Annotated in this window: 18 protein-coding genes and 1 tRNA gene; 12 read left to right on the top strand and 7 right to left on the bottom strand. The window is 73.2% G+C overall.

Annotated features, from left to right (window positions below; translation table 11 throughout):
* The first annotated feature begins 40 nt into the window (after positions 1–40).
* A tRNA-Pro gene (locus ACFVDM_RS30650) sits at positions 41–114 on the top strand.
* Positions 115–444: 330 nt separating this feature from the next.
* Here the strand turns inward: ACFVDM_RS30650 and ACFVDM_RS30645 are convergent.
* Positions 445–2127 carry a carboxylesterase/lipase family protein gene (locus ACFVDM_RS30645; RefSeq protein WP_383647960.1) on the bottom strand — a complete coding sequence of 561 codons (1683 nt, stop codon included), beginning with the start codon at positions 2125–2127 and terminating at the stop codon, positions 445–447.
* Between the two features lie 87 nt (positions 2128–2214).
* On the opposite strand from ACFVDM_RS30645, the gene ACFVDM_RS30640 reads away from it, so the two are divergent.
* Positions 2215–3207 carry a MerR family transcriptional regulator gene (locus ACFVDM_RS30640; RefSeq protein ID WP_383647958.1) on the top strand — a complete coding sequence of 331 codons (993 nt, stop codon included), beginning with the start codon at positions 2215–2217 and terminating at the stop codon, positions 3205–3207.
* Positions 3208–3370: 163 nt separating this feature from the next.
* On the opposite strand, the gene ACFVDM_RS30635 is transcribed toward ACFVDM_RS30640, so the two are convergent.
* Entirely contained in the window at positions 3371–4756 is a 1386-nt protein-coding gene (locus tag ACFVDM_RS30635) for a cellulase family glycosylhydrolase (RefSeq protein WP_383647956.1), read from the bottom strand.
* Between the two features lie 241 nt (positions 4757–4997).
* On the opposite strand from ACFVDM_RS30635, the gene ACFVDM_RS30630 reads away from it, so the two are divergent.
* Positions 4998–6020 carry a LacI family DNA-binding transcriptional regulator gene (locus tag ACFVDM_RS30630; RefSeq protein WP_383647954.1) on the top strand — a complete coding sequence of 341 codons (1023 nt, stop codon included), beginning with the start codon at positions 4998–5000 and terminating at the stop codon, positions 6018–6020.
* 189 nt (positions 6021–6209) lie between these two features.
* The gene (locus ACFVDM_RS30625; RefSeq protein ID WP_383647952.1) at positions 6210–7304 is read left to right on the top strand and encodes a lytic polysaccharide monooxygenase; all 1095 of its coding nucleotides are present in this window, start codon (positions 6210–6212) and stop codon (positions 7302–7304) included.
* A gap of 259 nt (positions 7305–7563) precedes the next feature.
* Here ACFVDM_RS30625 and ACFVDM_RS30620 read toward each other — a convergent pair whose 3' ends face one another.
* The 5 genes from ACFVDM_RS30620 to ACFVDM_RS30600 all read right to left on the bottom strand — a co-directional run bounded on the left by ACFVDM_RS30620 (position 7564) and on the right by ACFVDM_RS30600 (position 12137).
* Positions 7564–8187, bottom strand: coding sequence for a cysteine hydrolase family protein (locus ACFVDM_RS30620; RefSeq protein WP_383647950.1), 624 nt, complete (start codon positions 8185–8187; stop codon positions 7564–7566).
* A 96-nt stretch (positions 8188–8283) separates the two neighbouring features.
* Positions 8284–9276, bottom strand: a complete 993-nt coding sequence (locus ACFVDM_RS30615; RefSeq protein ID WP_383647948.1) for a GlxA family transcriptional regulator — start codon at positions 9274–9276, stop codon at positions 8284–8286.
* A 133-nt stretch (positions 9277–9409) separates the two neighbouring features.
* On the bottom strand, positions 9410–9892 hold the full coding sequence (locus ACFVDM_RS30610; protein WP_383647946.1) for a hypothetical protein: 483 nt from the start codon (positions 9890–9892) through the stop codon (positions 9410–9412).
* Complete coding sequence (locus tag ACFVDM_RS30605) at positions 9883–11385, bottom strand: ATP-binding protein (protein ID WP_383647944.1); 1503 nt, start codon at positions 11383–11385, stop codon at positions 9883–9885. Before ACFVDM_RS30605 ends, ACFVDM_RS30610 begins: the two co-directional genes overlap by 10 nt.
* A gap of 59 nt (positions 11386–11444) precedes the next feature.
* Entirely contained in the window at positions 11445–12137 is a 693-nt protein-coding gene (locus ACFVDM_RS30600) for a response regulator (RefSeq protein ID WP_383647941.1), read from the bottom strand.
* Between the two features lie 134 nt (positions 12138–12271).
* Here ACFVDM_RS30600 and ACFVDM_RS30595 point away from each other — a divergent pair, with 134 nt between their 5' ends.
* The 8 genes from ACFVDM_RS30595 (at position 12272) to ACFVDM_RS30560 (ending at position 24755) form a co-directional block, all read left to right on the top strand.
* A complete protein-coding gene (locus ACFVDM_RS30595; protein ID WP_383647939.1) occupies positions 12272–12922 on the top strand; it encodes a hypothetical protein in 651 nt (216 codons plus the stop codon).
* Entirely contained in the window at positions 12919–13983 is a 1065-nt protein-coding gene (locus tag ACFVDM_RS30590) for a peptidoglycan-binding protein (protein ID WP_383647937.1), read from the top strand. The genes ACFVDM_RS30595 and ACFVDM_RS30590 overlap by 4 nt, the downstream gene beginning before the upstream one ends.
* Entirely contained in the window at positions 13980–14750 is a 771-nt protein-coding gene (locus ACFVDM_RS30585) for an ABC transporter ATP-binding protein (protein ID WP_383647935.1), read from the top strand. Before ACFVDM_RS30590 ends, ACFVDM_RS30585 begins: the two co-directional genes overlap by 4 nt.
* Entirely contained in the window at positions 14747–15940 is a 1194-nt protein-coding gene (locus ACFVDM_RS30580; protein WP_383647933.1) for an ABC transporter permease, read from the top strand. The genes ACFVDM_RS30585 and ACFVDM_RS30580 overlap by 4 nt, the downstream gene beginning before the upstream one ends.
* A 318-nt stretch (positions 15941–16258) precedes the next feature.
* Complete coding sequence (locus ACFVDM_RS30575; protein ID WP_383647931.1) at positions 16259–16993, top strand: peptidylprolyl isomerase; 735 nt, start codon at positions 16259–16261, stop codon at positions 16991–16993.
* A gap of 483 nt (positions 16994–17476) precedes the next feature.
* Positions 17477–18337, top strand: coding sequence for a DUF4132 domain-containing protein (locus tag ACFVDM_RS30570; protein ID WP_383647929.1), 861 nt, complete (start codon positions 17477–17479; stop codon positions 18335–18337).
* Positions 18334–23499, top strand: coding sequence for a hypothetical protein (locus ACFVDM_RS30565; protein ID WP_383647927.1), 5166 nt, complete (start codon positions 18334–18336; stop codon positions 23497–23499). Before ACFVDM_RS30570 ends, ACFVDM_RS30565 begins: the two co-directional genes overlap by 4 nt.
* Positions 23496–24755 (top strand): AAA family ATPase, encoded by a 1260-nt coding sequence (locus ACFVDM_RS30560; RefSeq protein WP_383647926.1) that lies wholly within the window; start codon positions 23496–23498, stop codon positions 24753–24755. Before ACFVDM_RS30565 ends, ACFVDM_RS30560 begins: the two co-directional genes overlap by 4 nt.
* Position 24756 lies beyond the last annotated feature (1 nt).

The following is a 24756-nucleotide window of genomic DNA, read 5'->3' as shown; positions in this document are numbered from 1 at the left end:
TGTCCTGCGCAGCCGCCCGGCAGAGCCGGGTGACTGACAGCGGGACGTGGCGCAGCTTGGTAGCGCACTTGACTGGGGGTCAAGGGGTCGCAGGTTCAAATCCTGTCGTCCCGACTGGAGACAGTCGCAGATCAGGGCCGGTTTCGGAGACATCCGAAACCGGCCCTTGATCATTTTCGGGGACCGGCCGGGGACCAACTGGAAGCCCCTCCCGGGTGTTCGTCGCCGGTCTTCGGGCGCCCGTCTTGCGGCGAGGCCGCGACGGGAGCTGCTGTCCGTCATCGGAACCCAGGACTTCAGCCGCCCTGAGAGCGATGCATCAGAGATCTCCGACAGCGGAGTGTGAGCCGGATCCCGGCCGGAAGAAGCTCACCGGCGTCGATTCGGGGACCGCTTCAGCACGGCTCGTGATCCTGGGGCAGATGGTTCGGTCGTCATCGGGAGTCACTTCTGCGCCTCGCGCCAGAAGGCACAGTGGTGGGCGTCGTACGCGTCGGTGGTGCGGATCGCCCCGGGGCCTGGGGCCAGTGACAGGACGGGGCCAGTGCCACGCTGGGCCGGCCAGTGCGGAGCGCCGCGTGTGCGGGGGTTCCCGGTGTGGGCGAAGGACGCCCAGTAGTCGATCATGCGGTCGGACAGGGCCCTCTGCGCCTCGGTCAGGGGCTGCTCGGTGGGCACGGCGGAGAAGAGATAGGGCAGTTCGAAGCCGTGTGCCGCGCCGTACGGAAGGTCGGAGTGCGCGGGGAGGCCGGTCAGGACCGGGGCGTCCGGATCGTTGAACTCGTAGCCGTAGAGCGGGGTTCGAGGCGACTTCGCGGTGATCTCACCTGCTGCCCGGAGTGTGGTGCAGGCCAGGGAGCGGTCGGTCAGTGCGGCGGACCAGGCCAGTGCCGGGGTGGGGTAGCGCGCCGCCGGGTAGTACGAGGCCACGGCGGCGCCGGCCGGGCCGAAGGTGGCGTCGAGACGGGCGCGGTAGTCCTCCTCGGTGCGGATGGGGTACGCGGCGAGCGACTGGCCGACGAACATCCGCATCTCGTCGTGGTTGGTGCCCTGGAGCAGTGGCATTCGGTGGAAGCTGCCGGAGGAGAGGGCCGTGGCCGGTGCGGTGGGTAGTAGCGGGTTGCCGAAGGCGGGCCGGTTGAAGGACGCCATCAGTTGTGCGGTGGCGAGGTGTTCCGTGCTCTGTTCGCGCAGACACGCCAGTACCCGGGCGTCGTCGTTCGCCGTGCAGCCGAGTTGTCGTGCGGCCAGGGCGCCGCCTGCCTGGACGTCGCGTTCGGTGGCGAAGGGCTCGTACGCCGGTGTTCCGGGGCCGAGGGCACCCGGCGGGAACGACATGTGGCAGGAGCCGCTCTGCAGCGCCGCCCTTTGGAAGAGCCCGGCCGCGCTGGGCGAAGTGAGGTGCGCGCAGACGCTGAGGGCGCCCGCGGACTCGCCGAAGAGAGTGACGGCGTTCGGGTCACCGCCGAACCGCGTCGCGTTCGCCCGCACCCAGCGCAACGCGGCCTGCTGGTCGGCCAGGCCGAACGGCGGAGCGGACCCCAGGGCCGGATGGCCGAAGTATCCGAACACGCCGAGGCGGTAGTTGACCGTGACGACGACGGTGTCACCGCGAACGGCCAGCCGCTCGGCCCCGTAGTCACCGCCGGACCCGCCGAGGAACGCCCCACCGTGCAACCACACCAGTACCGGGCGTCGTTCGCCGGCCGGCGGAGGCACCGACGGCACGGTGACGTTGAGATAGAGGCAGTCCTCGGAACCGCTCACCCCGTCCGTGCCGGGCATCGGCATCTGTACGCAGCGCGGGGCGGGGGCCGTGGCGTCCCGTACATTCCGCCAGGCCGGCGCCGGCGCGGGCTCCTGCCAGCGCAGCCGGCCCGTGGGCGGCGCGGCGTAGGGGATGCCGTCGAACGTGATGTACGAGCCATGGGCGGCGCCCCGGACGAGACCGTGGTCGGTCCGTACGACGGCTCCCGTACGCGCCCCGTCGGCACGCGGCGGTTCGGCGGCCGCGGTCGTGACCGACACGGCCGTGACGGCGAGCAGGACGGCCACGCGCAGCAGCCGGCCGCTGTGCGCGCGCAGATCAACTCGCCCGCGCGGGCGTGGTGGTGGGTTCGAGGACATGTGCTCACCCCTCTTGATGGGCCCGGGGCGAAGGCGCCCGGTGCTCAGTACGCTAGAAGCTCCCGCGCGCTGGAGGTTCAAGGGTCTGTGACGCACCGCACATGGAGCATCGGTGAACTCGCCGCCGCGACAGGCATCGCGGTGAAGACGCTGCGCTACTACTCGGACAGCGGTCTGCTGCCGGTCACGGAGCGCAGCAGCGGGGGCCATCGGCGCTACGGACCGGAGGCCTGGGAGCGGATCGGGCTGATCAGGCGGTTGCGGGAGCTGGACACCCCGATCGCGGCCATCGCCCGGGTCGCGAGCGGGGAGCAGGCCATCGGTGATCTCGTGCAGGCCGAGCTCGCCACCGTGCAGGAGCAGCTGACGCAGTTGCGGTGGCGGGAGGCGACGCTCGGTGCCCTCGACGGCTGCGCGGACGGCGAGCGCCTGCGGCGCCTGGAGATCCTCGCCCGGGTGCAGCGGCTGCCGAAGGCGCGGCGGAGCCTCACCGACCACTGGTACCGCGAACTGCCCTCGGAGATGCCGAAGCGGCGGCTCGACCTCATGATCGCCATGCTGTCGCCCGAGCCCTCGCACGCCCCCTCCCCGGCCTCGGCGCTGGCGTACGCCGAGATCCACGTTCTGGTCTCGACGCCCGGCTTCACGCGCTGGACGGGGGACCATGCGGAGGAGATGCGGGACGCACCCGCCTTCTACGGCGAGATCGACGAGGCAGCCGCGCTGACGGCCGCTGCGGTGCGGCAAGGGCTGCGGCCGGGCCCCGGTGCGGCGGTCAACGCCTTCGTGTCCGCTCACGCACGGGCGCGGAGGGAGTCCGACACCCCCGCCTTCCGCCGCTTCCTGCACGCCCTGGTGTCCAGGTCCTCGGGTTTCGATCCGCGTCTGCGCCGCTACTGGGGTCTGCTGGACACCGTCACCGGCGGGCTCTCCCTGAACATGACAGCGGCTCACGCATGGCTGACCGAGGGGCTGCGCCTCTCGATCGCCGAGACCGAGCCGGGCGCCGAGGACTCCGCCCGCGGTTCGACGGACGGTACTCGACCTCCGAGGATGGCCCGCCCGGGATCAGCTGCGTAGCGGCCCCACGGGTTTTGCCGAGCGCCGCCGCGGCGGAGGGGCGTGGGTCGACATGGGGCGGGTGGCACAGCGGGAAGCGCTCTTCGACGCCGTGCCGGCGATCGGCCGGTGGTCGCACGGGTGCGGGGGCCCCGGTCGCGTCGGAGCCCCCGCGCCGCGCGGGTCAGGTGGTGGGGAAGTTGTCCGGGGTGCTGATCCGGGACTTGAGCAGGGCGCCCGACTCGGTCAGTACGCCGCTGCTGCTGTAGTCGCCGCCGTCGCAGGTGCCGGGCTTGAAGGCGGCGCTGCTCTCGTCGGCGTCCGAGTAGGTCCAGTTGGCGTAGCTGATCTTCAGCTGGTCGAGCAGGTCCAGCCAGGCGGTGGTGCTCGAACGGTCCAGCGCGCCGCCGCCGGTGGCGCTGACCGTGCCGAACTCCGTGACGAAGAGCGGGAGCTGCGAGGCGGCCCGGCTGACCGCCGCCCGGTAGTTGTCCTTGTGGCTGGCGGCGTAGAAGTGGAACGCGTACATGATGTTGGTCGCGTTGACGGGGCTGTTCACGACCTCGCTCTCGTTGGAGCCGTCCGAGACGCCGAGCGACGACCAGCCGCGCGTGCCGACGACGACGACCGCGTCCGGGTCGGCGGCCCGGATGACCGGGATGACCTGCTCGGCGTAGTTCTTGATGCCCGCCCAGCTCACACCGTTGGGCTCGTTGGCGATCTCGTAGATGACGTTCTTCTTCGAGGCGTTACGGGCGGCGACCGAAGCGAAGAAGGTCTTGGCGCGCTCCAGGTTGTAGTTCGGATCGCCCGGCGTGAGGGTGTGGAAATCGATCAGGGCGTACATGCCACGGGCCTCGGCCATGTCGACCAGGCTGTTGACCTTGCCGGTGAAGCCCGCCGGGTCGGTCTCGTAACCGTCCTCCTGCACGTACATGGCGGTGCGCAGCAGGTCCGCCTTCCAGTCGTTCGCCAGCGCGTCCAGCGACGCGTTGTTGTAGCACTGGCTGAACCACTGGAGGCCGTGCGTGCTCATGCCGCGCAGCTGGATCGGGCGGTTGTACTGGTTGCACAGGTTCACACCGCACACACGGAGCTGACCGTTGGTCTCGACCGGAGTGCCGTCGCCCGTGGCGGGCGGCGGGTCGTCGTCGCCCCCGCCGCCGACGGTGCCCGTACAGGCGACGCCGTTGAGTGCGAATCCCGTGGGGGCCGGGTTGGCGCCCGAGAAGGACCCGACGAAGCCCAGGTCGGCCGTGGCTCCGGTGGCCAGGGTGCGGTTCCAGTCGACGCCGGCGGCGGTGACCGTGGAACCGGACTGCGACCAGGTGGCGTTCCAGCCCTGGACCATCTTCTGGCCCGAGTCCGGCAGGGTGAACGTGAGGTGCCATCCGCTGACGGAGTCACCCAGGTTGGTGACCTTCACCCCGCCCTGGAAGCCGCCCTGCCACTGACTGGCGACCGTGTACTCCACCGTGCATCCGGTGGCGGCCGCCGCCGGGGGGCCGGCCAGGACCGTCAGGCCCATGCCCGTGGCACCGGCCGCCAGTAGAGCCAAGAAGCGTTTCACAGCATTTCTCCTCGTTCGAAGGGGAACAACTGAGGAACCACTGGATGGGAGCGCTCCCAGAACCCATCGGCCCGAGACCGTACACGCCGCCGGGGCCCGCGCATAGTCATCCAACGCTGTCATGCACAAATAAAGTTGGGAGCGCTCCCAGAAGGCCGGTGCGATCACGCCGTCAATTGATCCGACTCCTTCGGAGGCCCACCCTCCGGGCCGTAGGATCGGTGGCTCTTGGGGGTGGTCCATGCTGAACAGGGGTTCGGGCACGCCGACGCTGGAAGAGGTGGCGGCGCTCGCCGGGGTGGGCCGGGGGACGGTCTCCCGAGTGATCAACAACGCCGCGGGCGTCCGGGAGTCCACCCGGCGCGCTGTGCAGCGCGCCATCGACGAACTGGGTTACGTGCCCAACCTGGCCGCGCGCTCCCTGGCCGGGCAGCGCGCGGGCGCCGTCGCCCTGGTGATGACGAAGACGGACTGGCGGCTGTTCGGGGAACCGTTCTTCTCGGAGATCGTGCGCGCGGTCGGGGACGCCCTGGACGAGCGGGGCGTGCAACTGCTCCTCACCCTCGTCCGCACGGACACCGAACGGCAGCGGCTCCTGGAGTACGTGCGGGGCGGCCGGGTCGACGGTGTGCTGCTGATGTCGGTCAGCGCCGAGGACCGGCTGCCGGACATGCTCGCGGACGCCGGGGTGCCCACGGTGCTGTTCGGCCGCCGCTCGGGCGACGAGCGGGTCACCTATGTGGACGCCGACAACGTCGGCGGCGCGCGGGACGCCGTCGGCCATCTGGTGCGCGGCGGGCGCAGGACCATCGCCGCGATCGCCGGTCCGCCCGAGATGTACGTCGCGCAGTGCCGGCTGCGCGGCTACCGTGAGGCCCTGCGCGAGGCGGGCTGCGCCGAGCCGCCGTCCCTGGTGGCCCAGGGCGACTTCACCGAGGCCAGTGGGCGGCGCGCGATGGCCCGCCTCATCGAGCGGCATCCGGACGTCGACGCGGTGTTCGCCGCGTCGGACAGCATGGCGGCCGGGGCGCTGGCCGCGCTCCACGCGGTGGGGCGGCGGGTGCCGGAGGACGTGGCGGTGGTCGGCTTCGACGACTTCGAGCTCGCCGAGCAGACCGATCCGCCGCTGACCACGGTCCGCCAGCCGATGGAGGAGATCGGCCGGGCGATGGTGCGGCTGTTGCTGGAGGAGATGAGCCGGCCGAAGGTCGCCTGGCATCACGTCATCCTGCGGACGCGACTGATGGTGCGTCAGTCAGCCTGATTCCGCGTGCGGTTGGTGGACGGCTGTGCGGTGTGCGTCGAGCCGCGGACCGTTTCGGCCGATGCTGTCCGGAGGCTTGTCAGGGACACGACCTCCTTCTACAGTCCCCTACCAACGCATATATGGGAGCGCTCCCACCTGTACGCCTCCATCTTCCCCACGGCCCCCGCACCCGCAGAAGGAGACACCATGGCACGACGCAGAACACAACTCGCCTCCCTGGCGGCGGTACTGGCGACACTGCTCGGCGGCATCGCCTTCACCCTGCTGGGTCAGGGCAGTGCGCAGGCCCACGGTGTCGCCATGTCACCGGGGTCGCGCACCTACCTCTGCTGGCTGGACGCCAAGACCAGCACCGGTTCCCTGGATCCGACCAACCCCGCGTGCAAGGCCGCGCTCGCGGAGAGCGGCGCGACCTCCCTGTACAACTGGTTCGCCGTGCTCGACTCCAACGCCGGTGGCCGGGGCGAGGGTTACGTGCCGGACGGCACGCTGTGCAGTGCCGGCGACCGTTCCCCGTACGACTTCACCGGCTACAACGCGCCGCGCGGTGACTGGCCCCGTACGCACCTCACCTCGGGCGCCACGATCGAGGTCGACCACAGCAACTGGGCCGCGCACCCGGGTGCGTTCCGGGTGTACGTCTCCAAGCCGGGCTACTCGCCCACCACCGCACTGGGCTGGGACGACCTGGAGCTGATCCAGACCGTGAACAACCCGCCCCAGGTGGGTTCGCCCGGCACCGACGGCGGTCACTACTACTGGGACCTGACGCTGCCCTCGGGCCGCTCGGGTGACGCGGTGATGTTCATCCAGTGGGTGCGCTCGGACAGCCAGGAGAACTTCTTCTCCTGCTCCGACATCGTCTTCGACGGCGGTCACGGCGAGGTCACCGGCATCCGCGGTTCGGGCAGCACCCCCGACCCGGACCCCACCGACCCCACCCCGGACCCGACGGATCCGACCGAGCCGCACACCGGGTGCATGGCCGTCTACAACGTGACCAACTCCTGGAGCGGCGGCTTCCAGGGCTCCGTCGAGGTCATGAACCACAACACGACGGCGCTCGACGGCTGGGCCGTTCAGTGGAAGCCCGGCGCCGGCACCACGGTCAGCAGCGTGTGGAGCGGGGTGCTGAGCACCGCGTCCGACGGCACGCTGACCGTGAGGAACGCCGACTACAACCGGTCGATCCCACCGGACGGCAGTGTCACCTTCGGCTTCACGGCCACCTCGACGGGCAATGACTTCCCCGTCGGCTCGATCGGCTGCGTCACCCCGTAGCCCCTGACACGGAGGGCGGCGGTTCCCGGACGGCACGGGAGCCGCCGCCCTCCTGTCCCGGCGTTGACCCGTGACGATTCCCGGCTGCCGGGCGCGCGCCCTCAGGACGGACGACGGGACCACGCTCTCCGGCTCCGCCCGATGCCGCTGGCGGCTCGCGCAGCCGGACGCCGAGGGGACCGTGCGGATCGCGCTGAGCGTGCAGGGACGGGTTTGACTTCGACGGGCTGCCGCGTACCGCGCCGGCCTCGTGGTCCCGTCAGGCGGGCAGGGCGTCCACCGTGGGTGCGACGGGCGCGAAGAGGTCGGCGAGGGCGGTCAGGGCGGCGGTCTTGAGGACGGCGGCCGGGACGATCGTGCCGTCGGGTGCGGGGAGGCTGCGGGTGGCGGTGGCCTCGGCGACGACGGCGGGCCGGTAGCCGAGGTTGAAGGCGCCCTGGGCGGTGTGGGTGACGCACATATGGGTCATGAACCCGGCGAGCACCAGGTCCTTGCCGCTGCCGGGCTCCGCGCCGAGGGCGGTGAGCGTCTTCTCCAGGTCCGTGCGGTGGAAGGAGTTGGGGAACTGCTTGACGACCACCGTCTCGCCGTCCCGGGGGGCCACTTCGTCGCTGAGGGCGCCGATGTGCTCGCGGATGTCGTACGGGGAGCCCTCACCGCCGTCGTGGACGACATGAACGACGGGGGTGCCGGCAGCCCTGGCCCGCTCCAGCAGGCGGGTGCAGGCGGCGACGGCCTCCTCGGCGCCCTCCAGGGCCATGACACCGGTGCGGTAGGTGTTCTGGACGTCGATCAGAATCAGGACGGACTCGCTCAGGCGGGGAAGCCGGGAGTCCAGGCCGGAGACCTCGCGGAGCGTCGCGGAGGGCTGGTTGACGGTCATGGTGGTGCCTTTCTGTAGGAGGGCACGGCGGAGTGTCCGCGGTGCCCGGGTGCGGGGAGGCCGCCGGTGGCGGCGGGGCGGGAGGGGCCGCTGCGGTCAGGCCGCGCCGGTGCGGAAGCGGCGGCGGTAGGCGGCGGGGGTGGTGGCGATCTGCCGCCGGAACACGCGGTGCAGGGTCTCCGCGGATCCGAGACCGGCCGCGGCCGCCACCCGTTCGAGCGGGTCGTCGGTGGTTTCGAGGAGCCGGCGGGCGGTCTCGACGCGGGCGGACTCCACGTAGGCGGCGGGGGAGAGGCCGGTCTCCTGCTTGAAGACCCGGGCGAAGTGCCGTTCGCTCAGGCGCATACGTGCGGCGAGCACCGGCGCGGAGAGGTTCTCGTCGAGGTGATCGGCGATCCACAGCCGCAGTGCGTCGATGTCGCGCCGCGAGGCGGCCGGTCGGCTGAGGGGTACGGAGAACTGGCTCTGACCGCCCTGTCGCTTGAGGTACATCACCAGCTGCCGTGCGACGGCCAGGGCGGTGTCCTCGCCCATGTCCTCGGCCACCAGGGCGAGCGACAGGTCCAGGCAGGCGCTGATCCCCGCTCCGGTCCACACCCGGCCCCGGTCGGAGCGGACGAAGATCGGGTCCGCGTCGACCGTGACCTCGGGATGGGCGGCCGCGAGCTGGGCGGCGGTCGACCAGTGGGTGGTCGCCGTCATGCCGTCCAGGATTCCCGCCGCGGCCAGCAGGTGCGCGCCCACGCACACGGACGCCACCCGCCGGGCGTGCGGGGCGGTCTCCCGCACCCACGCCACGATGTCCGCGTCGATACGGGCGACGGGCCCGTCGGCGGTCATGTCGACCGCGCCGGGCACCAGCAGGGTGTCGACGTTCCGGCCCACCTCGTCGAAGGTCAGGTCGGTCAGCAGCCGCACCCCGGCCGAGGTCCGCACCTCGCCCGCCTCGGGACCGGCCAGCCGCACCTCGTAACCGGCGCGGCCCCCGGACACCCGGTTGGCCAGGGCGAAGACCTCTGCGGGACCTGAGACGTCGAGCAGGTCGACTGCGGGGAAGACCGCGATGACGACGCGGTGGGCGGGGGACATGTCTCCATCGTCGTCAACCGGGCCGGTGGCCGCAATGACGGTTCCCTGTCACATCCGGACACCGGCGCGCGGCACGCGGGCGGTCCGCCGGCGGGCGATGTTGTGCCCCGGCCGCCCGGAACGACGGGGCGTCTCACCGTACGAAGTAGTCCGCGCACCGGTAGGGCCCCTGTTCCGGACCCTTCGACGGCGACAGGACCACCTCCACCTCGTCGCTGTCGGTCCCCGGGGCGGCCGCGGATCGGGCGCTCGCCAAGGTGCACACCATCTGGCCCGTCCCGAGGTCGCGGCCCGTTCCCCCGTAGGAGCCGTCAATCTCGACCGTGACCCGGGCGCCCCGGACGGAGACCGTGTAGCCGCCCAGCTGGAGGAGGTTGACGAGCCCCTCGGGAGGGTCGAGGAGCAGTTTCAGTACCCAGCCGATGTCCGGGCCGATCTCCCGGTCGATCAGCGGCACGGGCCGCAACCCGCTCGACGCGACGTAGTAGAGCCGCATCCCGCGTGTCAGACCGGAGGCGGGCTCACCCGCCCCGATCACGCCGGTCGGTTGGACCCCGCATCCCATCAGGGCGATCCCCAGCGCGGTGGCCAGGACCCCCTGCCGCACTATGCGCATGCCGTGTCCTCTTCCGGGCGTCGCAGGGGCAGTCTCAGTGTGAACACCGCGCCGCGAGCGGCGTCCCGTCCGCCACCGGCCGGGGTGGTCCGGGCGTCCGGGTCCGGCGGCCCGTGTCCGTCCGTCACCTCGATCGTGCCGCCGTGCAGCCGGGCGTTCTCCAGCGCGATTGCCGTCCCCAGGCCGCTGCCCTGCCCGCTGTCGTCCGCGGCGCCGCGCGTACGGGCGGCGTCCGCCTTGTAGAAGCGGTCGAAGACCCGCTCGCGCACCTCCGGGGGCAGCCCCGGGCCGTGGTCGGCGACGGACAGCAGCGCCCACTCCGCGTCCCCGGTGCGGCAGGTGCGCAGGGTCACGGTGACCGGCGGGGCGCCGTGCCGCAGCGCGTTGCCCACCAGATTCGCCACGATCACATCGATCCGCCGCCGGTCCACCACCGCGCGTAGCTCGGCCGGGAGCTCGGTGCGGACCCGGTCCGTCCAGCCGCGCAGCGCCAGCGAGGCCCGGACGGCGGCGGCGAGATCGGTTCCGGCGGCGTTCAGCCGGACGGCCCCGGCGTCGAAGCGGGAGATCTCCATCAGGTCCTCCACCAGCCGGGCGAGCCGGGCCGTCTCCGCGCCGACGGTGCGGGCCGCTTGCGCCGCGTCCGGCGGCAGCCGGCCGGCGTCCTCCTCCAGGACCGTCGCCACCATGGTCATCGCCGCGAGAGGGGTGCGCAGTTCGTGGGAGACGTCCGCGACAAAACGGCGTGCCCTCGCCTCCTGCTCGCGCAACCTGGCGTCGGACGCCTGGAGCGCGTCGGCGGTCTCGTTGAACGTCCGGGCCAGGTCGGCGAGTTCGTCGCCCCCCGTGACCTCGACCCGGCTGCCCAGATCGCCGGAGGCGAGCCCGCGGGTGGCCCGGCCCAGCTTGCGCACCGGGCGCAGGACCGTCCCGGCCGCCGGCAGCGCGAGGACGGCGGCGAGCAGGATCACCGGCACGGTGCCGTTCCGTACGGAGTCGAGCAGGGCGGCGGTGTCCGCGCTCTCCGCCCGCAGATCGGTCAGCGTGTAGACCTCCAGGCCGGAGGCGCGACGGTCCCCGTCGACGTAGCGGACGGGGGTGCCGACGACGAGGTACGGCTCTCCCTGCCACCGCACCCGCTGGAAGGCGATGCGGTCGCCGGCCGCCACGGAGGCGCGCAGGCCCGCGGTGATCCAGGGCGTCGCGGCGCCGAAGGTGTCGGAGGTCGCGGACAGGGACCGGTAGCGGGCGACGACCGTGCGCCCGCCGACGCGCTCCGAGACCCGTGCCGCGAACCGGGACAGCGACTCCTGGTCGGGCGGCAGGTCGACATCGGCGGCCACCGTGCCGACCTGGGCCCGGAAGTCGTTCACCGTCGCGTTCTGGGTGCGCTGCAGGACGGCGGTGCGCGCGTCCCGGTAGGCGAGGGCGGTCGCGGTCGCCGCGCTCAGCAGGGCCACGACGACGAAGGTGAGCACGAGCCGCAGACGCAACCCGCCGGTGAAGCGCCTCGGGCGTACGGCGCCACCGCCCGCGCGCCCGGCCGCCCGTCTCACAGCGGCCCGAAGCGGTAGCCGAAGCCCCGCACGGTCTGCACGAACCGGGGCTTGGCCGGTATGTCCTCCAGCTTGGACCGCAACCGGGCGACCGCCGCGTCCACCAGCCGGGAGTCGCCCAGGAAGCTGTGGTCCCACACCGATTCGAGAAGCTGCTCCCGGCTGAGGACCCGGCCGGGCGCGGCCGACAGCTCCAGCAGCAGCCGCAACTCGACCGGCGGCAGCGGAACGGGGACGCCGTCACGGGTGACCGTCAGTCCGGCACGGTCGATGACCAGCCCGGCGTGGTCGCTCGCCCGGTCACGGCCCGTCGGCGGCTCCACCCGGCGCAGCGCGGCCCGGATGCGGGCCTCCAGCACGGGCGCGGTGACCGGCTTGACCACGTAGTCGTCGGCGCCCGCCTCCAGCCCCGTCACGATGTCGTGGTCGTCGCCGCGCGCGGTCAGCATGATGACCGGCAGGACGGCCGTCCGCTCCCGGATGCGTCGGCACACCTCGAAGCCGTCCATCCCGGGCAGCATCAGGTCCAGCACGGCCAGTTCGACCTTCCGGCCGTCCGGGCCGTCGAGCAGGGCGAGGGCCTGCTCACCCGTGGCGGCGGTGTCCACCCCGTACCCGTGCCGGCGCAGCACCAACTCCATTCCGTCTCGTACCGACGCGTCGTCCTCGATGAGCAGCACATGCGGCATGAGCACGATTATGGGCGTCCACCGCACCGCTCCACGCTCCTTCGGGGCAGCGGAAGGCGCAGGTCAGAGCATTGTTACGTTCCCATCATGGAACCATGGACGGCCCATCACGCTGGGTGGTGACCGTGGGACCCATGAGCTACGCAACGCGGCCCCGGGCCGCCCTGCGGCTGCGCGCCGCCACCCTGATGACCCTGCCCGTTTTCGTGCTCGCGGCCGCCTGCGGCGACGACTCCGGTGCGGGGAACGAGAAGAGCCCGCCCATCGCCGACGTCCCGTCCGCCGGCCCCTCCTCCGGGACGCCCGAGGCCGCCGGAGGCACCGCGACCCCCCGGCCCACCGCCAAGAGCGCCTACTACGACGCCCAGTTGACGTACGTCCGGTGCATGCGCACCAAGGGCGGCTACAAGGACTACCCCGACCCCAAGCTGAGCGGGTATCTCGACTGGGCGAAGATCGAGAAGGTCGTCGAACGGTCCGGCGAGCAGGAGGCGTGGAAGGGTGGCAGGAACGGCGTCTGCGTCCCCGAGATGCAGGCCGCCATGGACGTGGAGCCCGAGGTCGACCAGCAGAAGGCGTACGAGTCGATGCTCGCCCACGCCACGTGCATGCGGGACAACGGCGTCTCGCGTTTCACCAACCCGACCATGAACGGCGGCCAGGCCATCCCGGGCGGTGACCCGAATCCGGCCTCGCCGGTCCTCGACGTCGGCTCGCCCACGTACAAGAAGGCGCAGGAGACCTGCCGGCCGAAGCTGATCGACAGCGTGGAAGGCATGCAGTGAGACGACGCACCGCACTCCTCGCACTCGGCACGGCCGGCGTCGTGGCCACCGGTGGCGTGCTGCTGCTCGGCGAGGCCGGAGGTTCCGCGCCGGCCGCCGGCGGCGATCTGCCGCCCGCCACCACCGCCGTCGTCCGTACCGACCTCGTACGGTCCACGACGGTCGACGGGAAACTCGACTTCGCACGGCGCCGCCCGGTCAAGGCCGCCGTCGAGGGCACCGTCACGGTGGCCGCCGCCGAGGGCTCCACGGTGACCGCCGGACAGGCGCTGTACGAGCTGAACGACAAGCCCGTCACCCTCCTGCGCGGCCCGGTCCCCATGTTCCGCGAGATGAAGACCGGCGACCGCGGCAGCGATGTGCTCCAACTGGAGCGCAACCTCAGGGAACTGGGCTACGGATCCGGTCTGTACGCCGACGTCTGGTACGGCCCGGACACCGCGGCCGCCGTCGAACGGTGGCAGAAGTCCCTCAACCGGCAGCCCACCGGCCGGGTCGGCGCCGGCGACGTCGTCTTCCAGCCCGGACCGGTCAAGGTCGTCTCCGCCGACGCGGCGCTCGCCGACCGTGTGGCGCCCGGCGACACGGTGCTGACCGTGGCCTCTCCCCAGCCCGTCGTCCGGGCCGAACTGGAGACGGCCGACGCCGCGTTGACCGCCTCCGGCACCAAGGTCGAGGTCACCCTGCCGAGCGGGCGTACCGTCACGGGCAAGGTCGCCGGGACGGTACGCCCCGAGGCGGGCGCCTCCGAGGACGCGTCCCAGGAGGGCATCACCGTCGAAGTCGTCCTGGACGGCGGGGCGAAGGCCGCCTCCGGCGAGGACCCCCGGGCGAGCGCGAGCGTGCGCTTCGTCAGCGAGGCCCGCAGGAACGTCCTCGCGGTTCCCGTGGAGGCCGTCGTGGCCCTGCGGGGCGAGAACGGCGGCTACGGACTCCAGATCGTCCAGGGCGCCACGTCCCGGATGGTACGGGTGGAGACGGGCATGACCGCCGACGGCCGGATCGAGGTCAGCGGCGCCGGACTGCGCGAGGGGATGAAGGTCGGGGTGGCGGCGTCATGACGGCACTCCCCGCACCCGGGACGCACGCCCCGGCCGCGCCCCCGGAGCCGCTGGTGGTCGAACTGCGGGGTGCGACCAAGTCGTACCCCGGGGGCGTCCACGCCCTGCGCGGGGTGGACCTCGCGGTGACGGCCGGCGAACTGCTCGCCGTCGTCGGCCCGTCCGGCTCCGGCAAGTCCACGATGCTCCACATCATGGGCACCCTCGACAAGCCCACCGGCGGCACGGTCAGGATCGCCGGATACCCCGTGGCCGAACTGTCCGACGCCCGGCTCTCGGCCCTGCGGGCCCGTCACATCGGCTTCGTGTTCCAGCACTTCCACCTGGCGGCGGGCCGCGACGCGGTGGACAACGTCGCCGACGGGCTGCTCTACGCGGGGATCCCGCGCGCGCGACGGCGCGTGCGGGCACGGGAGGCACTGGCCAGGGTGGGACTGGACCACCGGGCCTCGCACACGCCCCACGAACTGTCCGGAGGCGAGAAGCAGCGGGTGGCCATCGCCCGCGCGCTGGTGGGCGAGCCCCGGCTGCTCCTGGCGGACGAACCCACGGGGGCGCTCGACACCGCGTCCGGCGGGATCGTCATGGATCTGCTGCGCGAGCTCAACGCGGGCGGCACGACGGTCTGCGTGATCACCCACGACCAGGAGATCGCGGAGGCGCTGCCGCGGCGGGTGCGCTTCAGGGACGGGGAGATCGTGTCGGACACGGGCAGCCCGCCGTCCCCGCACGGGCACGGAACCGGCGCGTCGGAGGGGACGTCATGAGAGACGGTCTCCGGCCCGCCCGGCTCTCGCCCGGCGACGTCCTGCGCGTCGGCGCCGTGGGGCTGCGCGCGCGGCGCGCCCGGGTGGTGCTCTCGGCGCTCGGCATCGCCATCGGCATCGCGACGATGGTCGCCGTGGTCGGCCTGTCCGAGTCGAGCCGCGCGGACCTGATGGCCCGGCTCGACCGCCTCGGCACCAATCTGCTCACGGCGGAGGCCGGCAGGAGTCCCACCGGGGAGGAGATCAAGCTCCCGAAGAACGCGGTGGCGATGGTCCAGCGGATCGGCCCGGTGCGGCAGGCCACCGCCTCCGCCGACATCGACGCCCGGATCCGCCGGAGCGACGTGGTCCCCGAGGAGCGCTCCGCGGGCGTCACCGCGCAGGCGGTCCGCCGCGACCTCCTCGCGGCTCTCGGCGGCGAGGTGTCCCGGGGCGTCTGGCTGGACCCGGCCTCCGAACGGCTGCCGACGGCGGTGCTCGGCTCTCTCGCCGCGCGACGCCTCGGCATCACCCGTACCGGCGAGACGATCATGATGAACGACATACGGGTCGCCGTCGTCGGGATCCTGAAGCCTCTCGAACTGGTCCCCGCCCTGGACCGTGTGGCCATGGTCGGATTCCCCTCCGCCGAACGGTACTTCGGCTTCGACGGGCATCCGACCACCGTCTTCGAGCGCTCCACCGACGCCTCCGTCGAGGACGTACGGGCGATCCTGGCCCGCACCGTCGACCCCGGCCGGGAAGGCGGGATCAAGGTCTCCCGCCCCTCGGACGCGCTGGCCGCGAAGACCGCCACCGACGAAGGACTGACCACACTCATGCTCGGACTGGGCGCCGTGGCCCTGCTGGTCGGCGGGGTGGGCGTGGCCAACACCATGGTCATCTCCGTACTGGAGCGCCGCCAGGAGATCGGGCTCCGGCGCGCGCTGGGCGCGACCCGGGGCGCGGTCCGCCTCCAGTTCCTCACCGAGTCGCTGCTGCTCTCCGCCCTCGGCGGGGTGACGGGCGCGCTCCTGGGCACGGCCGCGACGTACGGCTTCGCACACGTCCAGGGCTGGACGGCGGTGGTCCCGCCCGAGTCCCTGGCCGGGGGTGTGGCGGCGACCCTGGTCATCGGCGTGATCGCGGGACTCTATCCGGCGGTCCGGGCGTCCCGTCTGCATCCCACGGTGGCCCTGAACACCTCCTGACCGCCGTGCCGGAGCGGCACGTGGTGCCGGACGCCCCGATCGCGTCCGGACGCACCGTCAGCCACCCCGGGCGCCGGGCCGGGTCCCCGGGGTGCTGACGGTGTTCCGGGGGGCCTGTGCGCCGGGCCAGCCCGGGGCGCGGCACGAAACGGGGCGGGCGTACGGCACCGGAACCGGGCAGCGCGCACGGGAACCGGCCGGACCGCGTGGCCGAAGGCCGTCAGGCGGATGTGGCCGACGGGCGGGTTCTCGCCCGTCGGGTCGCGCCCTAGACTGCGACCGCTCCGAAACCGGGCGATCTTCTGGAGGGTGTGCAGCATGGGCCGAACTCTCATGACCGCGGTGGTCGCGGTGGCACTGGTGGCGTCCGGGGGCGGCGTCGCCTCCGCTTCCGGTTCCGGCTCCGCCACCACGCCGCGCACCACGCACGGTCCGTGCCAGTACACCGAGACCCCGGACGAGCCCGCGGCGCGTCGCGTTCCCCTGCCGCGCGATCCACGGCACACCCCCGCGCACGGCACCGTTCCCACGACGGTCCGCACCAGCCAGGGCGCGCTCCCGCTGCGGCTGGACCGGGCGAAGGCGCCGTGCACCGTGCAGAGCTTCGTGCACCTGGCGCGGCACCGGTTCTACGACCGGACCGTGTGCCATCGGCTGACGGCGTATCCCACGCTCAAGGTCCTGCAGTGCGGCGACCCCAGCGCCACGGGCGAGGGCGGACCCGGCTACAAGTACAAGGACGAGCTTCCCGTGGACCTGCCCACGGTGCCGGGCGACACGACCGGCACCCGTCGCCTCTACGGGCGCGGCCTGCTGGCGATGGCCAACGCCGGTCCGGACACGAACGGTTCGCAGTTCTTCGTCGTGTACGGCGACTCCGTGCTGCGGCCGGACTACACGGTCTTCGGCACGGTCGGCCCCGACGGCCTGAAGACCCTCGACAAGGTCGCCGCCGGCGGCATCGTGCCGACCGCGGAGGATCCCGCACCCGTCGACGGAACGCCCGCGCTGCGGACCGAACTGTTCAGCGTCCGGCCGTCCCACCGCTTCTGACGCGGGGGCCCGGCCGGCGCCTCCAGGCCGGCGCACGGGCGGCCGCCACCCCCGGCCGGGTTTTCCACCGGGGCCGGGCGGTCGCCCGACCCGGGCCGGGCCGCAGTTCCGCGGGCCGGGCGGCAGTTCCGCGGGCCGGCTCGTGACGTCTCTCCCCCCGGGCCGGCCCGTGACGTCTCCCCTCCCGGGCCGCCGTTCACCACGAGCGGCCGGCTGACGGACGCCCGGCCCCGAAGCACGGTCCGTCACTTTCCCACCCGCTTCCCACCCGCCCGCTGCGCGACGCCATGCACGCGCTCGCGCGATCCGCGTGGTCGGTTCGCGTTCACGTAACGGTCGTGGACCGGTCCCCGTCCCCGAGATCCGCGTTGTCAGTGGCGGCACCTAGAGTCTCTCTCACTCGTCACGGTGTGTTGCCGCCGACGGGTTTCATCAGCGTGCCGCCGGTCCGGCGGCCGTCGGGAACGACGGGGAGAACAGCGCATGGGGTGGGTTCCTGCGGGCGACTACGAAGTCGCCCTGGAGGCGGGCAAGGTGGTCTGCCGCAACGAGAAGGGCCGGCGGCTGAAGTCCGTTCCGGCCAAGCTGAAGGACGATCCGGCGGTCGTCGGCCTCCGGCAGCTGACCGAGTGGCTGACCCGGCACGAGCAGCGGTGCCTGACGGACGTCGAGCAGTGGATGGTGCGGTCGCTGCCCGTTCCCACCGCCGTGCTGGCGCGGGTCTGGCCGGATCCGGCCTGGCAGGAGGCGCTGCGGGACACGGTCGTCACCGGAGCCGACGGCGGCGTCGCGGGATTCCTCCGTGATGTCGACCCCGACCGCGGACTCGGCCTCGTCGACCTGGACGGCGACACGGTCCGCATCACCCCGGACGTCGTCAGCGTGCCGCACCCCGTGCTCCTCGACGACCTGGAGGACCTGCGCGAGTTCGCGGTCGAGCTCGGGGTGAGCCAGAACGTGGAGCAGCTGTTCCGCGAGGTGTGGCACCGCCCGGAGGGGCTCGCCCCCGACACCACGTCCGTGGACACGTACGCCGGCGGTGCGTTCAAGGAGCTGCGCTTCCTGCACGGCCGCGCCACCCAGCTCGGCTACCGGGTCCGCGGCGGATACGCGGTGTGCCCCGTCGTCGAGAACGGGTCCACCGCGGAGGCCCGCATCTGGATCGGCGAGCACGACGGCTACGACGCCTACGACACCGAGACGGGCCCGCTGGGCTGGACCGATCCCACGGGACGCGCGCTGACGGCGGCCGAGGTCGGCCCCGTCGCGTGGTCCGAGGGCATGCGCATGGCGGCGGCGCTCTACGCCGGCCGCGATCTGGCGGACGAGGAGCGGGCGGCATGAGCACCACGACGACGAACACCCACGCGACCACGGCGGCCGCCGTGCCCTCGCCCCGCGGCCCCCTGGGGGAGCCCCTCACCGAGGCCCGCGCGACGGCCCTGCTGGACGCCGGCGCGATCCTGCTCGCCGGCACCACCGACCGGGACGACGCCGACACCCTGACGGCACGCACCTACACCCACACGGCCCTCGGCGACCGCGCGGTGGTCCGGCTCGTGCCCGGCACCCTCGGCGAGGCCGAGGACCTGGCCCTGGACTTCCTCGGACTGGCCCGGACCGCCGAGGCCCCCGTTGTCGGCCAGGTCCGCAGGGAGACCTTGGGCTTCCCCGCCTGGGCCCTCGTCAACGACCCGGCCAACGGGCACCACGCCCTCGCGCTGGTCAAGGACATCGAGCGGCTGGGCCGCCAGGCCAAGACCCGGGCCGGAGCGGCCAAGGACGGCTTCGACGCCCTCGGCACCCGCCTCGGCCGGGCCGTTCCCCACTTCCTCCCCACCTACTACGAGCAGGTGGCCCGCGTCTTCCTCCAGGCCGAGAACACCAGCTACGCCGCCTCCTTCTTCGGCAAGGCCCGCGAGGCCGAGCGGGTCCACGGACTCGCCGTGGACGAGGACCGGCAGCGGGCCGTCTTCCTGGAGTTCGCCTTCGCCGGCGCGCTGACCGTCAAGGCGCTGCGCCAGTACGTGCGCGACCTGGTGGCCCGGCTCGCACCGGAGGACGCCTGGGCCCAGTTCCGCCGTCTGCTGGTCGAACGCTGCGCGGCCGGCATGCCGCCGTACGCCGCGCTGCCCCAGGACGTACGCGCACTGGTCAAGGCCGCGGGGCTGGACCGCGAGGCGGCCGAACGCGACCTGGTGGCCGATCTGATCGACTCCCCGGGCGTCGTCCGCGCCCCGGCCTCGTTCTGGACGGCGTACCGGCCCGCACTGCTCGCCCTCGCCCGGCAGGACGCCGCCGTACGCGCCCGGCTGCTCGGCTTCTTCCCCGAGACCTTCAGCGAGAGCGGCCAGGACATGGAGGGCGAACGCGGCTGGCTCGCACTGCTCGCCGAGTCCGGCGCCGAGGATCTGCTGACCGCCCTCCCGGACGCCCCCGCGGGCGAGGACCCCGCCACCGAACGGCCCGTCTCCCCGGCGGACTGGCTCGCCCGCTGGGAAGCGCACCGCCGCCGCAACCGGGCCACGGCGGGCCGCAGCCCGCACACCCTCGAACTGGCCGCCCGTATGGCGGACCGGCTGCGCGCCGACGGACGTCCCGTCGAACTGTTCCAGGGCCGCTGGCAGCGCAACGCCGACCTGGACCTCCTCGACCTCTGCCTCGCCTCCGGCGTCCCCGTCGCCGAACCGGACGACCTGGACTCGGACCATGCACAGAGCTCCGGTGTCCCCTTCGTCCCCTGGTTCACCGACACCACGCCCGGCGCACGCGACCTCGGCGCCGTCGCCGCCCGGCCGGTCTTCCGCGCCCTGCTGCGCCGGACCATCGGCGCCATCGGCGGCCATCGCGGCCAGGGGCTCGGCGCCGCTGGTATGACGAGGCTGGCGGAGCACCCCGTGCTCTCCGAGATCCTCAGGGAATGGCTGACGGCCGGCGCCGAGGAGTACCGGACCGCGGCCGGACTCCCCGGCCTGCGCGTCGCCCTCCACAAGCTCTCTGCCTTCCGCGCCGTGGCCGCCGACGTCGCCCCCGAGGCGGTGAGCGTCATCAAGGAGCGCGACATCCTGCCCGTGCTCGCCACCACCCTGCGCACCGGCATCCCCGACGAACTCGGCTGGCCGGCACTCGACGAGACCTACACCGAACTGATCGCCGAGACCGAGGCCGCGAACCGCAGGAACCACGGATCGCAGGGCGTCCGCATCACCGGCGCCTGGCCCGCGCTGATCCTCAACACCACGGAACGGGCCGTGGTCGTCGGCCCGGAGGGCGTCCTGTTGCACCACACCCTCCAGATCCCCGGCCCCGCCGACCAGTGGCGCGCGCTCGCCTTCCGCTACGTCGACGGCGAACTGCTCGTCATCTGGTGGGACGAGGGCAAACAGCGTGGCTACTGGTCCCACCGCCCCACCGAGATCTTCACCGTCACCGGCGAACAGACTCCCCGCTGGGGCGGCTACGGCTCCAGCGCCGAGGTCTGCGTCCCGCTCCCGGGTGGAGGCCGCGCCACCGGCGGCAAGGCCCTGCACCCGGGGGACACCGTCCTCCCGCCCCAGCGCCCCGTCATCTCCGACGGCACCGGTTACTGGCGCGAGGGCCGTCAGGGCACCCAGCAGGTATGGCTGGAGTACGACCCCGTCACCGGCACGCACGGACGCGCCTCCCTCCCCGCCTTCCTCGGCTCGGCGGTGCGCGACGGATCCCGGCTGCTCACCGCGGAGTGCGAGGTGCTGCCGCTCCAGCCCGGCCTGGAGACCACCCCGTTCGGCACGGACGGCACGATCCTCGGCCGCTGGGTCCGTCGCACCGTCACCGAACCCGGCACGGCCGACCCCGCCGACGGGCACCGCGTCGTCGCCGGCACCCCCGACGGCAGGACGGTCACCCTGCCGCACCCGCTGGCCGATGGGACCTCACCGGTGCCGCTCGGCGCCCTCGCCCTGCCCGGCGGCGCACGGACGGTCGTGGCGCTGAACCAGCGCACGGTGCAGGCCTATCCCGCCGACACGGACGGCACCGGCGGCACCCTCTGGTCCGTCAGCCCCGGCACGTTCGGCAGCGACGGCGCCGTCGGCACGCCCTACCTGCCCCCGCTCGCCTACTGGCACGCGCTGCGCCCGAGGGACGAGCAGGGCTCCGCCGCGCTGCGCGCCCTGACGGACGCCCGAGTGGAGGAACTGTTCGACGCGGTCGCCGAGGCGGTCGTCCGCCACCACAAGGCGGTCCGGGACACCGACGAGTACACCGGGCCCTCGGCCGCGGAGATGAGCAGGGAAGCCGTCGCCCGACTGCTGCCCGAAGTGACCGACCCCCGGCTCCTCGCGGGCGTCGCCGCCTTCGTGTGGACCGCCGTCGACCGCTCGCTCTCCGCGCTCCGGTTCGTGGAACCGCCCGCGCCCGTGCAGCCCACGACACCCCGGGACACCGCCCGCACCAAGGGTATGTTCTTCGACCGCGAGCCCGAGCACGCCGACGACGAGACCCTGCGCAACGCCTCCGCATGGGGCCCCGACCGGATGTACGGCGGCTGGTGGGGCGGCGGGAAGCGCTGGAGCGCGATCCAGCAGATCCTCGCCGTGAACCATGTGTTCGGCGGCGCGCCGGCGTTCGGCCCGGCGATCTCCTCCAAGGTCCCGTTCACGCCCACGGACGGCTGGCAGCGGGACGAGCACACCGTGCCCGGCGACGCCATGGCCTGGACCGCGGTCCTGGACCTGCTGCCCGAACTGGCCTTCCGGGCCGCCTCGGAGACCACCCTGCCCGCACACCGTGCCGGCCTCGTGGAACTCCTCGACGCCCTGGCCGCGGGCCCGCTGGCCGGCCCGGCCGGCACGCTCCGGCGGGTGGACCTCGTCGAGACGGTGCCCGAGGCCTCCGGGTCCAGCGGCCGGCCCGAGTCCGCCCAGCGGCTCGGACACGTGCTGCGCAAGGGCGACCGCACGATCGTCATCGTCGCCGACCGGGGCCGCTACTACTGGAGCGAAGAGGTGCGCTGGCTCGCCCTGGAACACGATCCCAGCGGCGCCTTCGGCCCCGTCCCCGGGTTCACCCTGGACCACGAGCACGTGTACCGGCACGGGATCTCCCGCGACCGCCTCACCCGCTGCACCTCCCTGATCCGGGAACAGGGACCGGCCCCCTGGCGCCCGGAGGCCGCCGAGGCCTTCCACGAGGCCACCGGGATCGGGGCCCTCCAGTCCGTCGCCCTCCTGTCGGCGGCCATCAGCGAGCCCGGCGCGGACGCGCTCGCGCTGCTCGGGGCCAAGACCCGTGCCTTCGAGGCCGCGCGGTCCAGGGTCGAGGCCCTGCCCCACGAGGCGTCGCACGCCGTGATCAGGGCCCTGCTGCCCGAGGACCCGGCGGCGCTCTGGACCGACGGCCCCGACGTCCGGGCCGCCGCCGACGTCTGGAAGGAACGCCTGTCCGCCCTGGTCCGCGTCCCCGAGGACCTGGACCTCGACCTGTCGGGCACCACGCACGGCGCGATCGACCTGATCCTCAACACAGGCTCCCGGAAGTGGCTCACCCGGAGCACCGAGGCGGACGACGGCACCGGAGGCAAGGGACTGCTCCGCGTCGGCGCGCGGAGCGAACTCACGTCCGCGTACACCGCGCTGCGCGCGCTCGCCTATGCCCTGCCCTACGGGCACCCGCTGCGCGCCCACCTGCCCGTCGGACTGGCGGCGCTGCGCGCCCGCCTCGCCGACCCCGCCCTGGTGCTGGAACTCGGCATGGACTGGACCGAGTCGGGAGGCTCCATCGGTCCCGTGGTCCGCGCCGCCTACGGACTTGCCGAGTCCGGCGGCGCCGGTTCCGACGGACTGGTCCGCGCCGGCGAGGCGCTGCTCCTCGCTCCCGGCCACGGGGACAGCGAGAAACTGCTGATCCGCCCGGCCGGTCTGACGGGCCCCGACGATCCCGCGTTCGGCCTCGTCGAGGGCACGGTCGGCGGTCACGGCACGGAGGACCTGCACGCCCTGCGCGCCCTGCTGGGCGAGGAGGCCGACGCGATGGTCTCGGCCGGTGCCCCGGACGGCACCCCGCACCACCCGGCCCAGGACCCCACCCGCACGGTGCCGGAGCTGGTGACCGAGGCCGCCGGGACGCTCGGGCTGAGCGCGGACGCCGCCGCCCTCTACCTGATGCTGCTCGCCCTGCCCGACCCCACCGACCGCAACTGCGTGCGCTGGACCGGGTGGAAGCCCGCCCGTGTCAAGAAGGCCCGCGCCGAACTCGCCGCCACCGACCTGGTCGTGGAGGCGAAGCGCTCCCGGGCCGGCCGCACCTTGTTCCTCCCCTGCGGCTGGCTCGAACGGTCGGCACCCGGACTGCCGCTGGAGACCTGGAAGGAAAGCCTGTACCCCGTGACGGGCTCCTCCCGGACTCTCCCGCACCTGTCCGTGCCCGCGCTGTACGCGACCGCCTGGGCCCGTGTCCGGGGCGGCGACGCCCCCGGCTTCGAGGAACTGGACACCCGCGCGTCCCGGAAGGGCCGCCGCCGATGACGCACGACACCACCGCCACGAACGACACCACCAGGAACGGCACCCCTCCCATGAACGGCACCACCACCACGGACGGCGCCCCCGGCCGGGCCGCCGCCTCAGGCCAGGAACAGCACCGCCAGGTCACGCCGCCCGAGGACCGCTACGCCACCGAGCTGGCCTTCCTCGCCGCCCACGACACCGGACCCCGGCCGCCCGGCTGGCTCCTCACCCCGAGGGCCGTCGTCACCTTCGTCATGGGCAGCGCGGGCGAGGCCCTCGGCCTGCCCAAGGGGACCCGGGCCGCGGACGGCATACCCGCGCGTCTCGTGATCGAGCAGAAGTTCGTCGGCGAACGCGCCCTGGTCGAGCGGTGCGTGGTCACCCTGGCAGGGGAACGCGGACTCCTCCTCGTGGGCGAGCCCGGCACCGCCAAGTCCCTGCTCTCGGAGCTCCTCTCGGCGGCCGTCTGCGGGACCAGCGCGCTCACCGTGCAGGGCACCGCGGGCACCACCGAGGACCAGCTCAAGTACGGCTGGAACTACGCGCTGCTGCTCGCCCAGGGCCCCACCGAACAGGCCCTGGTGCCGTCGCCGGTGCTCACCGCCATGACCGGGGGAGCCGTCGCCCGCGTCGAGGAGATCACCCGCTGTCTGCCGGAGGTCCAGGACGCCCTGGTGTCCCTGCTCTCCGAGCGCCGCATCGCCGTGCCCGAACTCGCGGGCGGCCCCGGGGCCCAGGTGCACGCCGCGCCCGGGTTCACGCTCATCGCCACCGCCAACCTCCGCGACAAGGGCGTATCGGAGATGTCCGCCGCGCTCAAGCGCCGCTTCAACTTCGAGACCGTGGGCCCCATCGGGAACGTGGACGCGGAGACCGCGCTCGTACGGCGCCAGGCGAAGGCCGCCGTCGAACGCGTCGGCGCCGCCTACCAGGTGGACGACGCGGTCCTCGAAGCCCTGGTCACCGCCTTCCGGGACCTGCGCGAGGGCCGTTCCGTGGAGGGCTGGGAGGTCGAGCGCCCCTCGACGGTGATGAGTACGGCGGAGGCCGTGTCCGTGGCGGGCGCCCTCGGGCTGGCCGCCGCCTACTTCCCCGGCGACCGGGACGTGCTCTCCCTGCTGCCCGGCCATCTGCTCGGGGTCGTCCGCAAGGACGACCCCGCGGACGCCGCCCGGCTGCTGGGGTACTGGGATGGCCCGGTCCGCAGGCGCGCGGAACAGGGGACGGCCACCTGGCGCGCCCTGTGGGACCTGCGTGCGGTGCTGGAGAACTGAC

Origin of the sequence: Streptomyces sp. NPDC057682, assembly GCF_042799575.1 — a bacterium.
In the GTDB taxonomy this organism is placed as follows: Bacteria; Actinomycetota; Actinomycetes; order Streptomycetales; family Streptomycetaceae; genus Streptomyces.
This window is presented reverse-complemented; position numbering and strand designations above follow the sequence as displayed.